Origin of the sequence: Mycobacterium farcinogenes, assembly GCF_019739075.1 — a bacterium.
GTDB classification, from domain to species: Bacteria; Actinomycetota; Actinomycetes; order Mycobacteriales; family Mycobacteriaceae; genus Mycobacterium; species Mycobacterium senegalense.
In genome coordinates this window covers 1,592,683-1,613,023 of sequence record NZ_CP081673.1, presented here as the reverse complement: position 1 = coordinate 1,613,023, position 20,341 = coordinate 1,592,683, and the positions used below count along the sequence as shown (strand labels likewise).

General features: G+C 66.4%; 21 protein-coding genes. 12 read left to right on the top strand and 9 right to left on the bottom strand.

Annotated features, from left to right (window positions below; all coding sequences use genetic code 11):
- Positions 1-26: 26 nt before the first annotated feature.
- Positions 27-1,676 (top strand): glucose-6-phosphate isomerase, encoded by a 1,650-nt coding sequence (gene pgi / locus K6L26_RS07575; protein WP_221852870.1) that lies wholly within the window; start codon positions 27-29, stop codon positions 1,674-1,676.
- 18 nt (positions 1,677-1,694) lie between these two features.
- Here the strand turns inward: pgi and K6L26_RS07570 are convergent, their stop codons facing one another.
- Entirely contained in the window at positions 1,695-2,024 is a 330-nt protein-coding gene (locus K6L26_RS07570; RefSeq protein ID WP_064964353.1) for a hypothetical protein, read from the bottom strand.
- A 218-nt stretch (positions 2,025-2,242) separates the two neighbouring features.
- Here K6L26_RS07570 and K6L26_RS07565 point away from each other — a divergent pair, with 218 nt between their 5' ends.
- Complete coding sequence (locus K6L26_RS07565) at positions 2,243-2,665, top strand: hypothetical protein (RefSeq protein WP_131805782.1); 423 nt, start codon at positions 2,243-2,245, stop codon at positions 2,663-2,665.
- Positions 2,666-2,679: 14 nt separating this feature from the next.
- Here K6L26_RS07565 and K6L26_RS07560 read toward each other — a convergent pair whose 3' ends face one another.
- Both K6L26_RS07560 and K6L26_RS07555 read right to left on the bottom strand, forming a co-directional pair.
- The gene (locus K6L26_RS07560; RefSeq protein WP_019347320.1) at positions 2,680-3,429 is read right to left on the bottom strand and encodes an SDR family oxidoreductase; all 750 of its coding nucleotides are present in this window, start codon (positions 3,427-3,429) and stop codon (positions 2,680-2,682) included.
- A gap of 44 nt (positions 3,430-3,473) precedes the next feature.
- Positions 3,474-4,331 carry an Fpg/Nei family DNA glycosylase gene (locus tag K6L26_RS07555; RefSeq protein ID WP_019347319.1) on the bottom strand — a complete coding sequence of 286 codons (858 nt, stop codon included), beginning with the start codon at positions 4,329-4,331 and terminating at the stop codon, positions 3,474-3,476.
- A gap of 40 nt (positions 4,332-4,371) precedes the next feature.
- Between K6L26_RS07555 and K6L26_RS07550 the strand changes: the two genes are divergently transcribed.
- Positions 4,372-6,117 carry an FUSC family protein gene (locus tag K6L26_RS07550; RefSeq protein WP_081281675.1) on the top strand — a complete coding sequence of 582 codons (1,746 nt, stop codon included), beginning with the start codon at positions 4,372-4,374 and terminating at the stop codon, positions 6,115-6,117.
- On the opposite strand, the gene K6L26_RS07545 is transcribed toward K6L26_RS07550, so the two are convergent.
- Positions 6,088-6,471 (bottom strand): phage holin family protein, encoded by a 384-nt coding sequence (locus K6L26_RS07545; protein WP_036392277.1) that lies wholly within the window; start codon positions 6,469-6,471, stop codon positions 6,088-6,090. The two genes, K6L26_RS07550 and K6L26_RS07545, sit on opposite strands and share 30 nt — an antisense overlap.
- 6 nt (positions 6,472-6,477) lie before the next feature.
- Positions 6,478-7,236: a precorrin-6A synthase (deacetylating) gene (cobF, locus tag K6L26_RS07540; RefSeq protein WP_064896810.1), complete on the bottom strand. Its 759-nt coding sequence runs from the start codon at positions 7,234-7,236 to the stop codon at positions 6,478-6,480.
- A 124-nt stretch (positions 7,237-7,360) separates the two neighbouring features.
- Here cobF and K6L26_RS07535 point away from each other — a divergent pair, with 124 nt between their 5' ends.
- Entirely contained in the window at positions 7,361-8,638 is a 1,278-nt protein-coding gene (locus tag K6L26_RS07535; protein WP_019344230.1) for a diiron oxygenase, read from the top strand.
- On the opposite strand, the gene K6L26_RS07530 is transcribed toward K6L26_RS07535, so the two are convergent.
- Positions 8,622-9,872, bottom strand: a complete 1,251-nt coding sequence (locus K6L26_RS07530) for an MFS transporter (RefSeq protein WP_081281676.1) — start codon at positions 9,870-9,872, stop codon at positions 8,622-8,624. The genes K6L26_RS07535 and K6L26_RS07530 overlap by 17 nt on opposite strands.
- On the opposite strand from K6L26_RS07530, the gene K6L26_RS07525 reads away from it, so the two are divergent.
- A complete protein-coding gene (locus K6L26_RS07525; RefSeq protein ID WP_019344232.1) occupies positions 9,871-10,734 on the top strand; it encodes an LLM class flavin-dependent oxidoreductase in 864 nt (287 codons plus the stop codon). The two genes, K6L26_RS07530 and K6L26_RS07525, sit on opposite strands and share 2 nt — an antisense overlap.
- A gap of 132 nt (positions 10,735-10,866) precedes the next feature.
- Positions 10,867-12,081, top strand: a complete 1,215-nt coding sequence (locus K6L26_RS07520) for an MFS transporter (RefSeq protein WP_064896812.1) — start codon at positions 10,867-10,869, stop codon at positions 12,079-12,081.
- Here the strand turns inward: K6L26_RS07520 and K6L26_RS07515 are convergent.
- Both K6L26_RS07515 and K6L26_RS07510 read right to left on the bottom strand, forming a co-directional pair.
- Positions 12,068-12,448 carry a DUF5709 domain-containing protein gene (locus K6L26_RS07515; RefSeq protein WP_064896813.1) on the bottom strand — a complete coding sequence of 127 codons (381 nt, stop codon included), beginning with the start codon at positions 12,446-12,448 and terminating at the stop codon, positions 12,068-12,070. The two genes, K6L26_RS07520 and K6L26_RS07515, sit on opposite strands and share 14 nt — an antisense overlap.
- 23 nt (positions 12,449-12,471) lie before the next feature.
- Positions 12,472-13,635 carry an acyl-CoA dehydrogenase family protein gene (locus K6L26_RS07510; protein WP_064896815.1) on the bottom strand — a complete coding sequence of 388 codons (1,164 nt, stop codon included), beginning with the start codon at positions 13,633-13,635 and terminating at the stop codon, positions 12,472-12,474.
- 83 nt (positions 13,636-13,718) lie between these two features.
- Between K6L26_RS07510 and K6L26_RS07505 the strand changes: the two genes are divergently transcribed.
- The 6 genes from K6L26_RS07505 to rnhA all read left to right on the top strand — a co-directional run bounded on the left by K6L26_RS07505 (position 13,719) and on the right by rnhA (position 18,053).
- Positions 13,719-14,309 (top strand): TetR/AcrR family transcriptional regulator, encoded by a 591-nt coding sequence (locus K6L26_RS07505; protein WP_064896817.1) that lies wholly within the window; start codon positions 13,719-13,721, stop codon positions 14,307-14,309.
- Positions 14,310-14,609: 300 nt separating this feature from the next.
- Entirely contained in the window at positions 14,610-14,903 is a 294-nt protein-coding gene (locus K6L26_RS07500; RefSeq protein WP_036392266.1) for a hypothetical protein, read from the top strand.
- Between the two features lie 180 nt (positions 14,904-15,083).
- Complete coding sequence (locus tag K6L26_RS07495) at positions 15,084-15,410, top strand: hypothetical protein (protein WP_051752824.1); 327 nt, start codon at positions 15,084-15,086, stop codon at positions 15,408-15,410.
- 51 nt (positions 15,411-15,461) lie between these two features.
- Positions 15,462-16,856, top strand: coding sequence for an acyl-CoA dehydrogenase family protein (locus tag K6L26_RS07490; protein WP_221852869.1), 1,395 nt, complete (start codon positions 15,462-15,464; stop codon positions 16,854-16,856).
- 24 nt (positions 16,857-16,880) lie between these two features.
- Complete coding sequence (locus K6L26_RS07485) at positions 16,881-17,519, top strand: VOC family protein (RefSeq protein WP_064896819.1); 639 nt, start codon at positions 16,881-16,883, stop codon at positions 17,517-17,519.
- A gap of 48 nt (positions 17,520-17,567) precedes the next feature.
- Positions 17,568-18,053 carry a ribonuclease HI gene (gene rnhA, locus K6L26_RS07480; RefSeq protein ID WP_019344599.1) on the top strand — a complete coding sequence of 162 codons (486 nt, stop codon included), beginning with the start codon at positions 17,568-17,570 and terminating at the stop codon, positions 18,051-18,053.
- Here rnhA and K6L26_RS07475 read toward each other — a convergent pair.
- Positions 18,042-20,321 (bottom strand): ATP-dependent DNA ligase, encoded by a 2,280-nt coding sequence (locus tag K6L26_RS07475; protein WP_064896968.1) that lies wholly within the window; start codon positions 20,319-20,321, stop codon positions 18,042-18,044. The genes rnhA and K6L26_RS07475 overlap by 12 nt on opposite strands.
- Positions 20,322-20,341: the final 20 nt, after the last annotated feature.

The window sequence follows — 20,341 nt, the reverse complement described above, 5'->3', positions numbered from 1 at the left end:
TCGAGTCCCGCATTAAGGTCGAGAGAATGAGTGCTGACATCACCGCAACCCCGGCCTGGCAGGCATTGTCGAAGCACTATGACGAGATCGGTGACCTCCATCTGACGGAGTTGTTCGCCGAGGACCCGAACCGCGGCACCGAACTCGTGCTGACCGTCGGCGACCTCTACATCGACTACAGCAAGCACCGCGTCACCCGGCGCACCCTGGAACTGCTGGCGGATCTGGCCCGCGCAGCCGGGCTGGAAGCCCGCCGCGACGCGATGTTCGCCGGGGAACACATCAACACCTCCGAGGACCGCGCGGTCCTGCACACCGCGCTGCGGTTACCTGCCGACGCATCGTTGACCGTCGACGGCCAGGACGTCGTAGCCGATGTGCACTCTGTATTGGACCGGATGGGCGACTTCACCGATCGGCTACGCAACGGTGAGTGGAGCGGCGCCACCGGCGAACGCATCAAGACCGTGGTGAACATCGGCATCGGCGGTTCGGACCTGGGGCCGGTGATGGTGTACGACGCCCTCCGTCACTACGCCGACGCCGGCATCAGCGCGCGCTTCGTCTCCAACGTCGATCCGGCCGACCTGGTGGCGACACTGGCTGATCTCGACCCGGCCACAACACTTTTCATCGTCGCCTCCAAGACGTTCTCCACCCTGGAGACGCTCACCAACGCCACCGCCGCCCGGCGGTGGCTGATCGACGCCCTCGGCGAAGACGCCGTGGCCAAGCATTTCGTGGCGGTGTCCACCAACGCGAAGCTGGTGGGCGAGTTCGGCATCGACACCGCCAACATGTTCGGGTTCTGGGATTGGGTCGGTGGCCGGTACTCGGTGGACTCGGCCATCGGGCTGTCGGTGATGGCGGTGATCGGCCGTGAGCGCTTCGCCGAATTTCTGTCCGGTTTCCATCTGGTCGACGAGCACTTCCGCACCGCCCCGCTGGCCGAGAACGCTCCCGCGTTGCTGGGGCTGATCGGGCTGTGGTATTCGAATTTCTTTGGCGCACAATCGCGTGCGGTGCTGCCCTACTCCAACGACCTGTCCCGCTTCGCGGCATACCTTCAGCAGCTGACCATGGAATCCAACGGCAAGTCGGTACGGGCCGACGGCAGCGCCGTGAGCACCGACACCGGTGAGATCTTCTGGGGTGAGCCGGGAACCAACGGTCAGCACGCCTTTTATCAGCTGCTGCACCAGGGCACTCGCTTGGTGCCGGCCGATTTCATCGGCTTCTCCGAACCCACCGACGACCTGCCGACCGCCGACGGCACCGGCAGCATGCACGACCTGTTGATGAGCAACTTCTTCGCCCAGACCCAGGTATTGGCGTTCGGCAAGACTGCCGAAGCGATTGCGGCAGAAGGCACACCGGCCGCTGTGGTGCCGCACAAGGTGGTGCCGGGAAACCGACCGACGACGTCAATCCTGGCAACCAGGTTGACGCCGTCGGTGGTGGGCCAGCTCATCGCCCTCTACGAACACCAAGTGTTCACCGAAGGAGTCGTGTGGGGTATCGACTCCTTCGACCAGTGGGGCGTTGAGCTTGGCAAGACCCAGGCCAAGGCCCTGCTGCCGGTGATCACCGAATCGGGATCACCTGGCAAGCAGTCGGACTCATCGACCGATGCCCTGGTGCGCCGATACCGCGTCGAACGCGGACGTTCGGCCTAGGGCTGGTCGCCGGCTGGCTCAGCCGGGCAGGTCAATGGTTCGGCACGGCCCGCCCGGAACACAGGCGACGCCGCCACCGGGGCCGGCTTCGGCCCACGGACCGCCCGGAACACCGGCGGAAACGTGGCCGTCAGACCCGGCCTGTGCGCCTGGGCCACCGGGCACCTCGGCGCCCGCACCCTGCGGACCCGCCGACGGGGTACAGGGGGTGCCGTCCGGGTTGTAGCAACCCGGGGCCGGCGGAGCCGGCGGCGGCGGTCCGGGCTCAGCGAAAGCCACCGGAGCGAAGGCCACAGCACCTGCTGCAGCGCCTGCGAACAACATCGAGGTAATCAACTTTGTGGTCATGGGACTGGGCTACCCACGTCCACTTCGAGCCCAAACCTGACGTCCACCGACAGTGGTCCGGATCATGCTGATGATTCAATCCGGCCGGCAATGGGAACCCGTTCCGTGCTCCACAGAAAATGTGGACCGACAGAACTGGGGGTTCAACGATGTCAACGCACCGACCGATCTTGACAACCTGCAACAACGGCGCCTGGCCAACTATCCGCAAGTGGTCGATGACAGTCGGTGTGGGCGTCGCGCTCACCGCGGCACCGCTGCTGGCGGGGTGCGGTTCGAGCGACGACACGGCTCCGGCATCCTCGGTCGCCACCACGACAGTGACAACCCCGGAAACCACGACCTCTCCGGCTCCGGCTCCCGGACCGACCGGTACCGGCGGCCCAGAAGGCGGTAGCGGCTCCATTCCGGGCGGCCCGACCGGTGGCGGCGGCCCCGGTGGTGGCGGCGGCATGATCCCCGGTGGCCCGACCGGTGGCGGCGGCCCCGGTGGCGGCGGCGGCATGATCCCCGGTGGCCCGACCGGTAGTGGCGGCCCCGGTGGCGGCGGCGGTTCAATCCCGGGTGGCCCGACCGGTGGTGGCGGCCCCGGCGGTGGCGGCGGCTGTGTTCCCGGCGTGGGTTGCGTACACGTCCCCTGACGCCAGGTGAAGCGCTAGGCGAAGCGCTTGGTGTACTTCGGTGGCAGCAAGCGCATCACCTGCGTCAACGGAGCCCAGGGCCAACGCGGAACCACGGCCCGGCCTTTCTCTCGCTCGATGGCCTCAACCATCGCCCGGACGCCGGTTTCGTTGTCCACCATGAGCATGGTGGTCGCCGACTTGGCCGTCATCTCCGACTCGATGTAGCCCGGCTCGACGACAGTTACCCGGATCGGGCCCTTGTCGTATTCGGCGCGCAGCGACTCACCGAGTGACGTCATCCCGGCCTTCGATGCGCAGTAGGCGGCCTTGCCACCGGGCACGCCGGTGTTGCCGAGCACCGACGAGATCAGCACCAAGTGACCGTTGCCGGACTTCTTGAACATCTCCAGCGCCGTCTCGATCTGCACCAGCCCGGCGATCAGGTTCGTCTCGATCGTCGCCTTGTTCGCCCACGGCTTGCCCTCGCCCAGCGGCCAGCCCTTGCCGATGCCGGCGTTGACGATGACCCGATCGATGCCGCCGAGTTCCTCGGACAGCTCGCCGAAAACGCGCGGCACGGCCTCATGGTCATTGACGTCCAGCGCGGCGACAGCGACTTTGATGTAGGGGTGCCGGTCGGCCAGTTCGGCCTTGAGCTCGTCGAGCCGCTCGGTGCGGCGGGCACACAGAGCCAGGTCACGGCCCTTGGCCGCGAATTGGCGGGCCATGCCCGCGCCCAGCCCAGAGCTGGCACCGGTGATGAGGATCTTCTGACGGGTCATCGCTGCAGGATAACCGAGTTAGACAACTGTCAAAAACGGGGCCGCTACTTCAGCAGGCGTGACATCCTCCGGTCCGCCAGCACCTTGCCACCGGTCTGGCACGTCGGGCAGTACTGGAACGATTTGTCGGCGAAAGACACTTCCCGCACCGTGTCGCCGCATACCGGGCATGGCAGTCCGGTTCGGGCATGCACCCGCAGGCCAGACCGCTTCTCCCCCTTCAGCGTTGCGGCCTGCTGCCCCACCGACCTCGCGACCGCATCGGTGAGTACCGAGATCATCGCGTCGTGCAACGCGGCCAGCTGGGCGTCGGTCAGCTTGCCCGCCGTCGCGAACGGCGACAGCTTGGCCACATGCAGGATCTCGTCGCTGTAGGCGTTACCGATGCCCGCTATCACCTTCTGATCGGTGATCACTGTTTTGATCCGTCCGGAATTGCCTGCCAGCACGCCGGCCAGCCCGGCCGAATCCAGCGACAGCGCATCGGGTCCCAGCGCGGCGATCTGCGGTACCGCCATCGGATCGTCGACCACCCACACCGCCAACCGCTTCTGGGTGCCCGCCTCGGTCAGGTCGAAGCCCACGCCCTCGCCCAGGTGCACGCGCAGCGCGATCGGGCCCTTGCCCGACGGCTTGAGCGGCGCCGGCGACAGCTTGTCGGACCACTTCAACCACCCCGCCCGGGACAAGTGCGTGATCAGGTGCCAGGGGCCGACCTCGAGACCGAGGTACTTGCCCCACCGATTCGCCCCGGTCACCGTCTGGCCGTGCAACGCCGTCGTCGGCGGGTCGAACGTCTTGAGCACCGACAACGCGGCCACGTCGATGCGGGTGACCTCCCGGCCGGTCGCATGTCGGCGGAGGTGATCGGCCAGCGCCTCGACTTCGGGCAGTTCAGGCATGGCTCCAGTGTGTCAGCGAAACGCCGAGCATGCTGTAGACATGTCCGACCGGCCTGCGCCCCCAGCGATCAACCCGATCCGGAACATCTTCGTGATCAACAGCGTGCCGCGGCGGTGGCCGTTCGCCCTGCGCGCCGGAATCTGCATGGCCGTGCCCGTTCTCGTGGGGTGGCTGGCCGGGGACACCACGGCCGGGCTGATCGCCACCATCGGCGGGTTCACCTCGCTCTACGGCAGCGGCCGCCCCTATTTGAATCGCGGCATATACCTCGGGGCGGTCGCGGTGTGCTTCGCCGCCGCGGTAGCCCTCGGTGATTGGGCGTCGGCAACGCCGTGGCTGGGCGTGGCCACCGTCACCGCGATCGCCGTGGTCGCCACCCTGGTCTGCCACGCACTGAGCATCGGCCCGCCCGGCGCGTACATGGTGGTGCTGGCCTGCGCGGCCGGCACTGGCACGCCGGCGACATTGCATCTGAGTCCGGCCCATCACGCCGCACTCGTCCTGTCCGGGGGCGCGTTCGCCTGGCTGGTGCACATGTCCGGCGCGCTGATCCGACCCCGCGGGCCGGAGAAGGCCGCGGTGGCTGCGGCCGCGGGCGCCGTCGCGGCCTACCTGGAGAACCCCGCGCCCGATACCCGCCACAAGGCCGCGCTCCTGCTGCACACCGCCTGGGTCACCCTGGTCAACTATCAACCAGTACAACCGAAACCCGACCAGGCGCTGTATCGGTTGCGTGTGGTCAACCGACGGCTGCACGTGCTGTTCGCCGAAGCCATGCGGGCCGCAGACACCGGAGAGCCGCTGGCGTATGACGGCGTGGCCCTGGCCCGTCACCTGGCGACTCTGCCTGCCGACGCGGTCACCGATGAGCATGGCGCCGAAAGGATTCCGCTCGGTCGGCCCAGTGCACTGCGACTGCTGCACCGTGCCCTGACGCCGGGTTCGGTATCGCTGCAACTGGCCGCACGGGTAGGGGTCGCGGTCGCGATCTCCGGTGTGATCGCCGTGCTGATCTCGCAGGCCCTGACGATGACGCACGCCTATTGGGCGATGGCTGCCGCGGTGCTGATGCTGCATCAAGGTTTCGACTGGCAGCGCACCGTTGCCCGTGGGGCGGAACGCACGCTGGGTACCTGGCTCGGACTCGGTGTCGCCGGGGCCATTCTCGCCTTACACCCGCAGGGCCTGTGGCTGGCGCTGGTGATCGGCGCACTGCAGTTCGCCATCGAGATGTACGTGGTGCGCAATTACACGCTCGCCGTCGTCTTCATCACCCCGGCCGCACTCACCATCGCCTCGGGCGGTCAGCCGATCGACAATCTCGGCGAACTGCTGCTGACCCGCGGTAGCGACACCCTGATCGGTTGCGCGGTGGCCCTGGCGGTCTACTGGGCAACCCAGCGGCTACGCCATCCGACCGGCCTGCACACTGCGATCACCGCCACGCTCGACGCGGTGACCGCCACCGTGCCTCACCTGGCCGCCGACGACGCCACCTCCGCCGCAGCCCGGACGGCGCGGCGCGATCTACAGTTGCGCGCCATGGAACTGCTCCCGGCCTACGACGCGAGCATCGGCGGGTCGGCCGCGCAACGCGTTGGGGCCGAACGTATGTGGCCGACGGTGGTGGCCACCGAACAACTCGCGTACCGCACGTTGGCGGCCTGCTGGGGCGCCGAGCGTGACCGCGACACAGACGCGGGCGCCGAGGCCGCCGCCGACACGGCAGCGGCACTCAGCGAGCAGGTTTGTGCCCTACGCGAGGGCCTTGACCAGCGACAGTAGCCAGCTGACCAACGACAGCACGATGGCCGCCCAGATGGCAGTCCACCAGAACTGGTCGATGTGCAGGCCCCAGTGGGTGGTGTGGTCGGTGATCCACGACGTGATCCACAGCATCAGAGCGTTGATCACGATGTGGATCAGCCCGAGCGTGAGGATGTACAGCGGGATCGACAGGATCTGCACGACGGGTTTGATGAACGCGTTGACCAGACCGAAGATCACCGCGACGACGAAGATGATGCCGACCCTGGCAATGGTCGTGTCACCACCGATGAAGTAGATCCCCGGCACGATGAGAGTGACGACCCAGAGCGCGAATCCGGTTATCGCGGCGCGCAGGAGAAATGAGCTCATGGCGGACTAGTCTGCCGAGCGCAGCAGGTACGTGTCCATGATCCAGCCGTGCCGGGCCCTCGCTTCGGCGCGTGCAGCTACGATTTCGGCGCCGATATCGCCGACCGTTCCCGCATAGAGCAACTCATCCGGCGTGCCGAGATAAGCGCCCCACCAGATCCGGGTCTGCGGCGGGCATTGCGCGAACGTGCAGTCCGCGTCGAGCATCACCACGGCGCTGCCGGCCAGGCCGTGCTCGCGCAATTGGCGTCCGGTGGTGATCAGTACCGGTTCGCCTACGTCGTTGAGGGGGATACGGTGCCGGGCGGTGAGCACCTGGATCGCGGTGATGCCGGGAATGACGTCGTACTCGAAGTCCACATATTCGGAGACTTTGTCCAGGATCCGCAGGGTGCTGTCATAGAGCGACGGATCGCCCCAGGCCAGAAAGGCCCCGACGCCGTCGGGCCCGAGTTCGGTTTCGATGGCCGCGGCCCAGATGCGGGCCCGCTCGGCATGCCAGTCCGCCACAACTCGGCGGTACCCCGCAACGTCTGCGGCCTCGGCACGCGGCGGGTCGACCAATTCGACGAAGCGGTAGCCGGGTTCGGTGATGAAGCGGTCGCAGATCTGCTTGCGTACGGCGACCAGCTCATCGGTCGCGCCTCGGCGCGGCCCCTTGTCCATCGCGAAGAAGACCTGGGTGTCGTTGAGCGCGGAAACAGCCTGGGCCGTGACGAAGTCCGGATCACCGGCCCCGATTCCGATGACGTGGATGCGACGCACTGTCGAAGGTTATCCGAACCAGAACCGGGTACCCCAAGTATCCGGTACCCGGGGTATTGACATCACGCATTGTCGGTCCCTAACGTCGGAGTGAGGGGGACCACAAACGAAGGGAACGTCAACGGTGACAACTTCGGTCAGGCCCGGCGCAGGCTCGTCCAACGCCGCACGGCGGGACGCGTTTTCCGAACGCCTGCTCAAGGGTTCAGTTCGCAAGTCCTACGCGCCGGTGGTGGACATCGACTGGCAGGCGCCGATCGATCCGGACAAGTTCTTCCTGCCACCGCGGATCGTGTCACTGTACGGAACCCCGTTGTGGGACAAAATGTCTCGCGAGGAGCAGATCGAGCTGTCGCGCCAGGAGCTGGCGAACACGCTGTCGGCCGGCATCTGGTTCGAGAACATCCTCAACCAGTCGCTGCTGCGCAAGATGATGCACCAGGACCCCACCTCCAGCTCCACGCACTACGAGCTGACCGAACTCGGCGACGAGACCCGCCACATGGTGATGTTCGGCAAGGCCATCGACAAGATCGGCGCCAAGCCCGTGACGCCGCGGCTGTACCAGCGGATGATCATCAACACCCTGCCGTTCTTCTTCCGCGGCTCGGTGCTGTGGGTGGCCGCGCTGGTCGGCGAGGAGATCTTCGACTCGTTGCAGCGGCAGATGATGGACGACCCCGAGTTGCAGCCGATGGTGCAGCGCCTCATGCGCATTCACGTCACCGAGGAAGCCCGCCACATCCAGTTCGCCCGGGACGGCCTGCGTCAGCGCACACCGTCGATGCGCTGGTACAAGCGAGCCTGGGTGGCCAACCTCAACGGTGTCGGCGGCTACTTCTTCCGCTACCTGTTCACCAACAAGGTGCAGTACGCGCGCATCGGCCTCGACGCCCGCGCCGCCCGCCGGATGGCGCGCTCCAGCGCCCACCGCCGCGAGGTACAGATCTCCGGATTCGCCCCTCTGGCCGCATTCCTCGAAGAGGTCGGACTGATGGGCCGCCTCGGCCGGCGCATGTGGCGGCGGTCAGGCTTCCTCCCAGCCAAGACGCCGCCCTTGACGGCCGCCTCCGGTTCGGCCACGAGCGTGGAGGCCGACCTCACCGAAGACGTGTACGACGGTTTCGCCATCCTCGACACCGGTGACGGCGATCGGCGGGTCCACGTGCGGCTGACCGGCCACCTCGATCCGATCGACGGCCAGTACCACTGGCGCGGAACGATTCTCGATGCGCCCAGCACCGTGGTGGCCGGGCCGGTGCGGCTGAGCATCGGTGCTCGCACCGTCGACGCCCGCATCACCGAGCGCACCTCGCAGGGCACGCACACGGTCGCCGGGATCGGTGCGCCGCCGTTCGCACTGGACGGCGCCGACGGGTCCGAAGTCAGCGCCGCCGGGTAAGCACCGAGCGGCCGAGCAAGCCGGCCGCGAAAACCGCCCCGGCGATCCCCGAGATGAGCAGCGGCAGTTGGCCGGGCTGACCTGGCACGGCAGTCCAGGTCAGCCCGGCCCATATCCCCGCGCCCAGCACGGCAAACCCGCTGAGCCCCTGGAAGACTCCTTGCGCGCTGCCCTGCAGGTCGGAGCCGACCAGGGACGACACCCACGCCTTGCTGACCCCGTCGGTGCACCCGGTGAACAATCCATAGGCTCCGATCAACAGCCAGGCCATGAGCGGATCGGTGGTAAGCCCCAGCCCGGCGTAGCCGATCGCGAAGAACACCAGCCCGATGCCGAACACGGGCAGCCGGCCGATCCGGTCGGCCAGCAGCCCGGCCGGGAAGCTGGCCAGCGCGTAGACGGCGTTGTAGGTGACGTAAGCCAGGATCACCTCGACCACTGAGAAGCCGATCTCGTTGAGCCGCAACAACAGCAGCGCATCGGGAAAGTTCACCAGGCCGAATGCCACCAGCACGGCCGTCACCCGCCAGTAGCGTCCGGGCAGGTCGCGCACCCTCGAGAACACCGGCTGACGCTGTTTGGCCGGACCCGGAAAACGTTTCCCCCTGCCCCTTTCGGAGACCAGGAACACCAACGCCACACTGAGCACCGCGGGCACCACGGCCACCCACAGCAGTGGCGCGATCTGGTGGTCGAGCATTTCGTAGGCAGCCAGGCCCAGCAGGGGACCGACGACGGCGCCCATGGTGTCCATCGCCCGGTGAAACCCGAAGACCCGGCCGCGGGCAGCGTCGTCGATATCGGCGACCAGCAGCGCATCGCGGGGCGCCCCTCGGATGCCCTTGCCGAGCCGGTCCACGACGCGGCCCGCGAGCACGCCCGACCACGCACTCGCGGCGGCCACCATCACCTTGCCCAGCGCGGCCATGCCATAGCCGGTGGCGATCAGGGGCCGCTTGGAGAATCGGTCACCCAGCGGGCCCGCGGCCAGCTTGGTCATCGCCGCCGCGCCTTCTGCAGCCCCCTCCACCGCCCCGACCACCGCGGGCGGGGCACCGAGGACGACGGTCAGATAGATCGGCAGCAGCGGATAGAGCAGTTCGCTCGCGGCGTCCTGCAGGAAGGACACGGCGGACAGCACCCGGACGTTCCGGGTCAGCCAGGCGGGCACCCGGTCATCATGCCTGCCCGATCCGGCCCACAGAACTAGAACACGTTCTAGTGTGTACGGCATGCGGTTCACCTACGCCGAAGCCATGACCGATCCCACCTACTACATTCCGCTGGCCCAGGCGGCCGAGGCGGCCGGGTACCACGCCATGACGATCGCCGACAGCGTCGCCTACCCGTTCGAATCCGACTCGAAGTACCCCTACACGCCCGACGGCAACCGGGATTTCCTGGACGGCAAGCCGTTCATCGAGGCCTTCGTGATGGCCTCTGCCCTGTGCGCGGCGACCACCACGCTCAAGTTCAACTTCTTCGTCCTCAAGCTCCCCATCCGCCCGCCTGCCCTGGTGGCCAAGCAGGTCGGGTCGCTCAATGCCCTGTTCGACAACCGGCTGGGGCTCGGTGTCGGCACCAGCCCGTGGCCCGAGGACTACGAATTGATGGGTGTGCCGTTCGCGCGCCGCGGCAAGCGTATGGACGAGTGCATCGACATCATCCGCGGCCTGACCAGCGGTGACTACTTCGAGTACCACGGCGAGTTCTACGACATCCCCAAGACCAAGATGACCCCCGCACCGTCGCAGCCCGTGTCGATCCTGGTCGGCGGGCACGCCGAGGCAGCCCTGCGGCGTGCGGCCCGCAATGACGGCTGGATGCACGGCGGCGGCACCGATGACCTCGACGTCCTACTCAAACGACTCGACGAGATTCGAGCGGAGGAAGGCCGGACCGGACCGTTTGAGGTCCACGTCATCTCCGCCGACGCGTATACGCCCGACGGCATCAAACGGCTTGAGGACAAGGGCGTCACCGACGTGATCGTGGGCTTCCGGCTGCCCTACATCAAGGGCGATGATCCCGAGCCACTCGATCGCAAGATCCGTCATCTCGAGAAGTTCGCGGAGAACGTCATCGCCAAGGTGTAGGCCAAGGGCGTTCTCATCGCGCATCGAACGATGGATTTGAGGGAACACTCGCCGCGCCGTTAGCGTTGCACCCGCCGTTCTCGCCAACGCTGTCCGAGAGCTTTAGTCCGTGCCCCCTCGGAAAGCCTGCGAATGACGACCTCCCTCGAACGTGCGCGTGCCATCGTCGCGCCTGATCCCACCGTCCGGATGCTCGCGGTGTTCGCCCTGGCCCTCGGCGGCTTCGGCATCGGCACCACCGAGTTCGTCGCGATGGGTCTGCTGCCCGACATCGCGACGGGCTTCGGCATCAGCGAGCCCACCGCCGGTCACGTCATCTCCGCCTACGCGCTGGGCGTCGTTGTCGGAGCGCCCGTCATCGCCGCCCTCACCGCACGCTGGCCCCGCAAGGCCCTGCTGCTCACCCTGATGGCGGTATTCACCCTCGGCAACCTGGCCAGCATGCTGGCGCCGACCTATCCGACCCTGGTGATCGCTCGGTTCGTCGCGGGTCTACCGCATGGTGCGTTCTTCGGGATCGCGGCGCTGGCCGCCGCCCATCTGATGGGTCCGCAGAACCGGGCCAAGGCCGTGGCGTATGTGCTGTGCGGACTGACCGTCGCGACCGTCCTGGGCGTGCCGCTGGCGTCCTGGCTCGGCCAGGCCCTGGGCTGGCGCAGCGCGTTCGGCCTTGTGGTGGGCGTCGGCCTGATCACCCTGGCCGCCCAGTGGCGGTGGCTGCCCCAACACCTACGGACCATGCACGTCACCAGCCCGCTGACCGAACTCGGCGCGCTGCGCCGCCCTCAGGTGTGGCTGGCGGTGTTGGTCGGCATGATCGGCTTCGGCGGCATGTTCGCCGTGTACACCTACATCAGCACCACGATGACCGATGTGACGGGCTTGTCCCGGTCGATGGTTCCCGTCGCGCTCATGGTGTTCGGCCTCGGCATGGTTGCCGGCAACCTCATCGGTGGCCGGCTGGCCGACGCCTCGGTGATCCGGGCGCTGTACCTGTCCTTGGGCTCGCTGGCGGTGCTGCTCGCAGCGTTCTCGCTGGGCTCGCACAACCCGTGGACCGCGCTGCCGCTGCTGTTCGGCGTCGGCATGGCCGGCTCGGCAGTCGGTCCCGCGCTGCAGACGCGGTTGATGGACGTCGCCCGCGACGCCCAGACGCTGGCCGCCGCGCTCAACCATTCCGCCCTCAATATCGGTAATGCGACGGGCGCCTGGGTGGGCGGCCTGGTGATCGCAGCAGGCCTCGGCTACACCGCACCTGCGGCTGCCGGCGCCCTGCTGGCCGTCGGCGGATTGCTGGTGTTCACCGTGTCGGTGGCACTGCAGCGCCGGAGCTCTACTCCTCGATGATGTGGACCGCGGCCTCTTCCGCGGAGGCCGCGCCACCGTTGATGCCGACGTCGGTGCCGAGCAGCTCGGCCTCGTCGTCCTCACCGAAGCCGGCATCCGGGGCGACCAGCCGGCCCGAACGCTGACCGCCGACCTCGTCGTCGCCGGCCTGCTCGTCGGGGGAATCGTCGTCATCGAGCTGCATCGCGGGATCGGGCTCTTCCTCGGCCAGCTGCTCATCGAGGGTCTCGTTGTCGCGGGGTTCGCGCCAGCGGTCCGGTGGTGAGTAGCCCTCGTCGAGCAGGTCCTCGACACCTCGGTCGATCAGGGTGTCTTCCTGAGTCAACTGGTCTTCGTCATCGATGCTGTACTCGTCAGAACTGCTCATGATTCAACGATGGCACAGATCCGTCACAGTGACCGGCTGATGATCTCTTTCATGATTTCGCTTGTACCGCCGTAAATCTTATTGACCCGAGCCGCCGCGTAGGCCCGGCCGATCGGGTACTCCATCATGTAGCCGTAGCCGCCGAAGAACTGCACGCAACGGTCCACCACGGCCACACCTTTGTCGGCGGCGATCAACTTGGCCATCGACGCGGTGGCCGGATCGTTGCGCCCGTCGATGTAGGACTGCACGCAGTAGTCGACCGTCGCCTTGATCGACAACACCTCGGCCTTGAGCTCTGCGAGGGCAAACCGGTTGTGCTGGAAACCGATCAACGGCTTGCCAAACGCTTCGCGCTCCTTGGTGTAGCGGATCGCCTCGAGCACGGAGGCCTCGGCCATACCGGAGCACACCGACGCGATGGCCAGGCGCTCGCGGGCCAACTGCTCCATCAGCTGATAGAAGCCCAGGCCCTCTTGTTCGCCGAGCAGGTTCGCGACCGGAACCCGCATGTCAGAGAAGAACAGCTCCCGGGTGTCCTGGCCGTGCTGGCCGACCTTCTCCAACACCCGTCCGCGTTCGAAGCCCTGCAGCCCGTCGTTGGTCTCCGCAACGATCAGCGAGATCCCCGCTGCACCTTGCGAGGGGTCGGTCTTGGCGACGATCACCAAAATGTCGCAGTGAGTTCCGTTGGAGATGAACGTCTTCGACCCGTTGATGATGTAATCGTCACCGTCACGAACGGCCGTGGTGCGGACCGCCTGTAGATCCGAGCCGGTGCCAGGCTCGGTCATCGCGATCGCCAGGACCGCCTCGCCGCTGACGATCTTCGGCATCCAGCGCTGCTTCTGCTCGGTATTGCCGTAGGTGTTGATGTAGTGCGCGACGATCGGCGAGTGCACCACCCATCCCGATGCTGAATCGTGCGCCAGCGCGAGCTCCTCGGCGACCACGGCCGAGAAACCGAAGTCGCCCCCGGCCCCGCCGTACTCCTCCGGTAGATCCAGCCCCAGCAGTCCCGCGTCGCCGAGCTTGTTCCAGAATTCACGGTCGACCTGGTGATTGCGGGCCCAGCGTTCTTGATTGGGCGTGGCCTCTTTGCGAAAGAAGTCTGCGGCGTGACGGCGCAGCTCCCGGTGTTGATCCGTCTCCCAGGACGCCCGGTAGTCGGGAAACAGTTCAGACATCGTCGCCACCTCAGCTTGGTCGCAGTCACCAATTACGATACAAATGTATCGTCTGGAAGTCAGATGTACAGGGAGATGTCGCCATGGTCAACCCGCGGGCCACCAACGAGGACCTGACGGCAAAGGCCCGCATTCGCAATGCCGCACTCGACCTGTACTCGAAATCCGGTCCGGACCGAATCTCATTGCGCACCATCGCTTCCGAGGCCGGAGTCACATTGGGCCTGGTACAGCACCACTACAAGTCCAAAGCCGGACTACGCGCGGCCGTGGACCAGCTGGTGGTGGACTACTTCGCGGCGGCACTCGCAACGGTCCCCGACATCGACCGCCCCTCGGATCTCGCCGCCGCCCGCGACAGCGCCGTCCGCCAGATGCTGGAGGAGAACCCGGCGGTGGTCAACTATGTGCGCCGGGCGATATTGGACCCGTCCGGCGAGAATCTGCATCTTCTCGACGTCCTCGTCGAGCTGACCGCACGCGAGGTCAGCACACTGCGCAAGGCAGGCCGTGCATCGACTAAGCGCCGTGAGTCGACCCAGGTCGTGGCAGTCCTGGTACGTCAGATGGGCGAGATGCTACTGGCCCCGTTGGTCGATGCGGTGTGGGACCGCGTTGACGGTTCCGGAGCCGAACGCAGACCGCGGCTGCGGATCACCGTCGAGGACAGCTGAGCCAGTCACCGCCGTCCCACACGTCTGCGCGGCCAACGGCAGTTGCTCAGCGGAAGATTCCGTCCGGAACCGACGGATGGGTTTGACGCTCCGCCGTTGGCGGCCGCCTCGGCCAGAGGGGTACCACTGCCGAGCGCAGCTTCCACAGAGCCACCCGGGAAAGCTGACCCGCTTCCTGAGAAATTCCGCATTTTCAGCTGAGAATTCTGGAATTTTCGAACCCAGTTCCCAATTAGACGTAGTAGGTGGCAACCGGAAGTAGTGGGACTTCTGGTGCCGCCGGCAACGGAGGGTTGGGAAATGAAGTCATATACCATCGCCACATTAACTGCGGGCGGGTTGGCCGCCGCCGGTTTCCTCGGGGGCGTCGCCGCTGCCGCCCCGACCGAACAGTCAGCCGAGCAGACCGTAAAGAGCCTACAGACCAGCGGATATCACGTGATCGTCAACCGCACGGGCGCCGCGCCACTGGCCAATTGCACCGTACTCGGCGTACGCCAGGGCCAGACGATCGCCACCAATGACTCCAGGGGCGGCAGTTCCATCAACACCACCGTCATTTCAAAGACGGCATATGTCGATGTCGCCTGCTGAGTGAGGAATAAAACAGGGAGCGCATTTGTTTGATCCGCCAAACCGCATGTAGCTGTTTGGTGAAATCACGATGTCCGCAATCGGCCGCACAGTTTGTGCGGCCGATTGTCATTTGCCCGGCAGTTGCGGTGAGCGTCGCGTCGAATCGACTTGTCAGGGGGTCGGCGTACGGTACCGAACATGAGTTCGATATTGGCATCCGAGAGGGATCTCGAGCGGTCGATCGTCGGCGAAGCCCTCGATCACCTCAACGCCGCCTGCAAAGAAATCGATGCGCTGTCGGTGCATGCCCTGACGCGCTCGGAGCTCCATGAGGTGTTGAGTCGGCTCGACGCCGGGGAAAAACGTTTGGCCACCGCACAACAACGGCTGCTGGGGCGAATGGTGGCCACCGAGACCGCGTCGCCGCCGCGGTTCGATCCGGCCGCCGTGCTGGCCCGAAGACTTCGGATCTCGCCGGCCGAGGCCCGGCAGAGAATCGCGGCGGCGGAGCAAACGTCCGACTGAGGGTAGAACCGAGAAGTTCGGCGGCGGGCGCAGTGGGGTACCCCATCGGCTGTGGCATTCGACATCACCCCCACAGCGGCGCAACATGACCTCGCCCGACGGGCACACGAGTTCGCCGAGCAGGTCATCAGGCCGGTCGCCGCCGAATATGACCAGCGGCAGGAGTTTCCGTGGCCGGTGCTCGAAGAAGCCGCCACCCAGGGCTTCTACAGTCCACTGTTCTACCGAGACCTGATCGGCGATCCCACGGGCCTGTCTCTCCCGATGTTCATGGAGGAACTGTTCTGGGGGTGTGCCGGGATCGGCTTGGCCATCGTTATGCCGGCACTCGCGCTGTCGGCGATCGGCCAGGCCGCCTCACCGGAACAGATGCTGCAGTGGGCACCAGAGTGTTTCGGCACGCCGGGCGACCTCAAACTGGCTGCGCTGGCGATCTCCGAACCCGAAGGCGGCAGTGACGTACGAAACCTCCGCACGTATGCCACCCGGAGCGGCTCGGGACCGGACGCGGACTGGATCATCGACGGCCACAAGATGTGGATCGGCAACGGCGGCATCGCCGATGTGCACGTCGTCAACGCCGTGGTCGACAAGGATCTCGGCCACAAGGGGCAGGCCCTGTTCGTGGTGGAGGGTGGCACGCCTGGCCTGGAGATGGTGCGGAAACTGGACAAGCTCGGCTGCCGTGCCTCCCACACCGCCGAGCTCAAGTTCAACGGTGTCCGGGTACCGGCCGGCAATCTGCTCGGCGGACAGGAGAAGCTCGAATACAAACTGGCACGGGCCCGCGAAGCGGTGGAGGGTGCGCGGCATTCCGGCTCCGCCACCCTGGGCACCTTCGAACAGACCCGGCCGATGGTGGCTGCGCAGGCGCTCGGGATCGCCAGGGCCGCATTGGAATACGCCACGGAATACGCGAACCGCCGGATCGCGTTCGGTAGCCCGATCATCGACAACCAGGGCGTGGCGTTTCCGCTCGCCGACCTGGCCACCCAGATCGACGCGGCCCGGCTGCTCACCTGGCGGGCGTCGTGGATGGCCGCCAGCGGCGTGCCGTTCGAACGGGGCGAGGGGTCGATGTCGAAGCTGGCCGCCAGCGAGGTTGCGGTCAGAACCACCGAGCGGGCCATCCAGACCATGGGCGGCTGGGGTTACATCACTGAGCATCCCGTCGAGAAATGGTATCGGGACGCCAAGCTGTACACGATCTTTGAGGGCACCAGTGAGATCCAGCGCATGGTCATCGCGCACGCTCTCGGCGCCGCCGACGGAAAGCCTCCACTACACGTCGACTTGGAGCCGTCCGGTGGGCCGTTGAACCGCTGGTTCGGTCGGGGCACGCCGCTGCGCACCCGGGCCGCGAACACGGCGCTGTCCGCCAGGGATCGGGTGCCCGATCCGGTCATGCGGCTGGCGATGAAGGTGATACAGCCGCCCCGGAAGTGAGGCCGCCCGATAGATTCGACGGCCATGACCGTCACCGTCGACGCGCTCGATGTCGCCGATCCGCCGGACGCCTGGGCGCGAGCGGGATTCAGTGTGGATCCCGATGGCACCTGCCGGGTGGGCCACGTGCGCATCCGTCTCATCGGCGACGATCGCGGCACCGGCATCACCGGGTGGGCATTGCGCGGTCTGCCGGGGTACGGACCGGTCGAGGACCTCGACGGCATCCCCACACGGCGATCGACCACGAACATCGCAGACCCCGGCACCCACCCGAACGGCGCCACCGCGATCGACCACGTCGTGCTGTTGTCCCCGGACCTGCGCCGCACCGTTTCGTCACTGGGCGCCATCGGCGTGCAACCACGCCGGGAGCGGGATGCCGAATTGGGCGGCCGGCCTATGCGGCAAATTTTCTTCCGGCTCGGGGAGCTGATCCTGGAGGTCGTCGGGTCGCCGGAGACCGCGTCGGACGGTCCCTCGAAGCTGTGGGGGATCACGTATGTCGTCGACGACATCGACGCGACCGCCGCCTTTTTCGGCAACCACACCGCACCGATCAAGGACGCCGTACAGCCGGGGCGCCGAATCACCACGGTCCGGAACCGCGACTTCGGTATGTCGGTCCGCACCGCCGTGATCTCGGCGACTCCACGCCGTTGACGTGTGTCGGGGCGCCGACCACCCGATGCCGTTGCCTATCCTCAGCGCATGACCGACGCCGGACCCCTGAACCACGACGTCGTGGTGATCCACACCGACGGGGGCTGCCGGCCCAACCCCGGACCTGGCGGATGGGGTGCGGTGCTGCGCCATCGTGAGCATGTACGCGAGATGTACGGCGGCGACCCCGGCACGACGAGCAACAACCGGATGGAGCTGATGGCGCCGATCATGGCGCTCGAGGCGCTCACCCGGCCCGTGGTGGTGCATCTCCACACCGACAGCACCTACGTGCGCAACGGCATCACCAAGTGGGTGCTCGGTTGGGAACGCAACGGCTGGCTGACCGCGGCGAAACAGCCGGTGAAAAACGTCGACCTTTGGCAGCGGTTGCAGGCTGCCTGCGCGCAACATCAGGTCGAGTGGTTCTGGGTGAAAGGTCATTCAGGTATCGCCGACAACGAACTGGCCGATGAGCTGGCTACCAAGGGCCTGCGGGAAGCACTCGACGGTTCCCGCGATCTAGTGTCCTGACTCCCACACCACCTCATCCGGCGTCTTGTCCGGGCGGAGACCCCGCCAACTGGGCTGGCGCAGCCGGTGATCCGAGGTCCGCTCGCTGTAGCGGACCTCACCGACCAGTTCGGGCCGGACAAAGGTGACGCCCTTGGCGTCTAGCTTGGGCAGCGGTGCGTCGAACGGCGATTCCTTGGTGTGCAGGGGTTTCAGCATGCCCTTGAGCTTGGTCAGTTCCTTCTCGGTGAACCCGGTGCCGACCCGCCCGGCGAACTGCAATCCGTCGGGGCCCGGCACCCCGAGTACCAGTGCGCCGATCCCGCTGCTGCGCCCACCCTCACCTTGGCGCCAACCACCGATGATCACTTCCTGGGTGTTCCAGATCTTGTCCTTGATCCACGACGCCGAACGCCGGCCCGGCTGATACGTCGAATCGCGCTTCTTGGCCACCACACCTTCGAACCTTTGCTCGCGGGCATGGTCCATGGCTTCCGGACCGTCCCCGGGCAGCGGTTCGGGGACGATCAGACCCCCACCGATAGCTAACGCCTCCAACAACTTTCGCCGGTCGGAATACTTGGCCCGCAACAACGACCGGCCATCCAGCCACAAGATGTCGAACGCCCAGAACTCCACCCGGGTAGACCGGGCCCGGTTCTGCATCTCGCCGAAGCTGGGCACCCCATGGTCATCGAGTGCCACCGCCTCGCCATCGAGAACAACGTGGTGATCGGCCAGATCGGCTGCCAGCGCCTGAAACTGGGGGTATTCCGCGGTCACGTCGCGTCCGCGGCGCGAACGGAGTTGCAGCCGACCGTGATCGGCATCCACCAGCACCCGGTACCCGTCCCACTTACCCTCGAACGCCCACTGCGTCGCCTTGAGCTTGTCGACCGAACCCTCGGTGGCCAGCATGGGCGCGAAGTCCTTGGGGTCGGGCGTCGAGGATTTCTGGTCCTTCATCCGGTGCGCCAGCCAGTTCTTTCCCTCGGTTTGGATCAGCGCGTACCGGCCCTGGATCTTCGCCCCGTGCAACGTGACGATGACTTCCCCGCCCTTGTCCGGCCCGTGGGGTGAGTTGTCGTTGAACTTCTCCGTCTCGTAGGTACCGGTGTCCCACACGATGACCTTGCCCCCGCCATATTCCCCTTTCGGGATCTCGCCGTGGAAGGTCAAATACTCCATCGGGTGGTCCTCGGTGTGCACGGCAAGCCGGTTCTCCGAGGTGGTCTCCGGCAGATTCTTCGGCACCGCCCAGCTCACCAGCACTCCGTCGCGTTCCAGCCGGAAGTCGTAGTGCAAGCGGCGGGCATGATGCTCCTGGATCACGAACTTGTCGTTGTTGCCCGTCTTCGGTGACTGTTTCGGCACCGGCTCCGGTGTTTTGGCGGCGTCACGCATGCTGCGGTAGGTGGTCAGCTTGTCGGCCACAGGTGCATCGTCATCCAGTCCGGACAGCAGGTCGCCGTCATCGGAAACCCGTTGCAGCACTTCATCGAATCGCAGGTGGCGCAGATCAGGATCGCCGATCTCGTCCCAGGTGCGGGGCACGGCGACGGTCGGGTGTTCCCGGCCCCGCAGCGAGTACGGGGCGATCGTGGTCTTGGCGGCATTGTTCTGGCTCCAGTCCAGGAACACCTTGCCGGAGCGCAGGCTGCGAGTCATGGTGGCGGTTACCAGTTTCGGCATCGCCTGTTCCAGTTGCACAGCTACCCGTTTGGCCAGGACCGAGGCGCCCCGCGAGCTGATCGCCTCGGCCAGCGGCACATACAGATGCAGGCCCTTGCTCCCGCTGGTGAGCGGATACGTCGTGAGTCCGATGTCCCCCATCAGCTCGCGCACCGCCTGCGCCACCTCGCACAGCTGCGGCATCGTGACACCCTCACCCGGGTCGAGGTCGAACACGATGCGGGTCGCCGGCCCCTGGCCGCCGTCGGAATCGAACCGCCATTGCGGCACATGCACTTCGAGTGAGGCTTGCTGCGCAATCCAGGCCAGGCCCTCGCGGGTGTTGATGATCGGGTACGTGGTGGTGCCCGACTTGTGCACGATGGTGCCGCGCTCAAGCCACGCCGGCGCCGAGGACGCCAGCTGCTTTTCGAAGAACGACGCCTCCGCGACGCCGTTCGGCCAACGCTTTCGGGTCACCGGGCGCCCGGCGATGTGCGGCAGCATCACCTCGGCGATGCTGAGGTAATAGTCGAATACCTCGGCTTTGGTGGTACCGGTGGCCGGATAGAGCACTTTGTCCGGATTCGTCAGCCGAACCCGCTCATAGCGCTCCATCACGCCCGCCATGAGGCCAA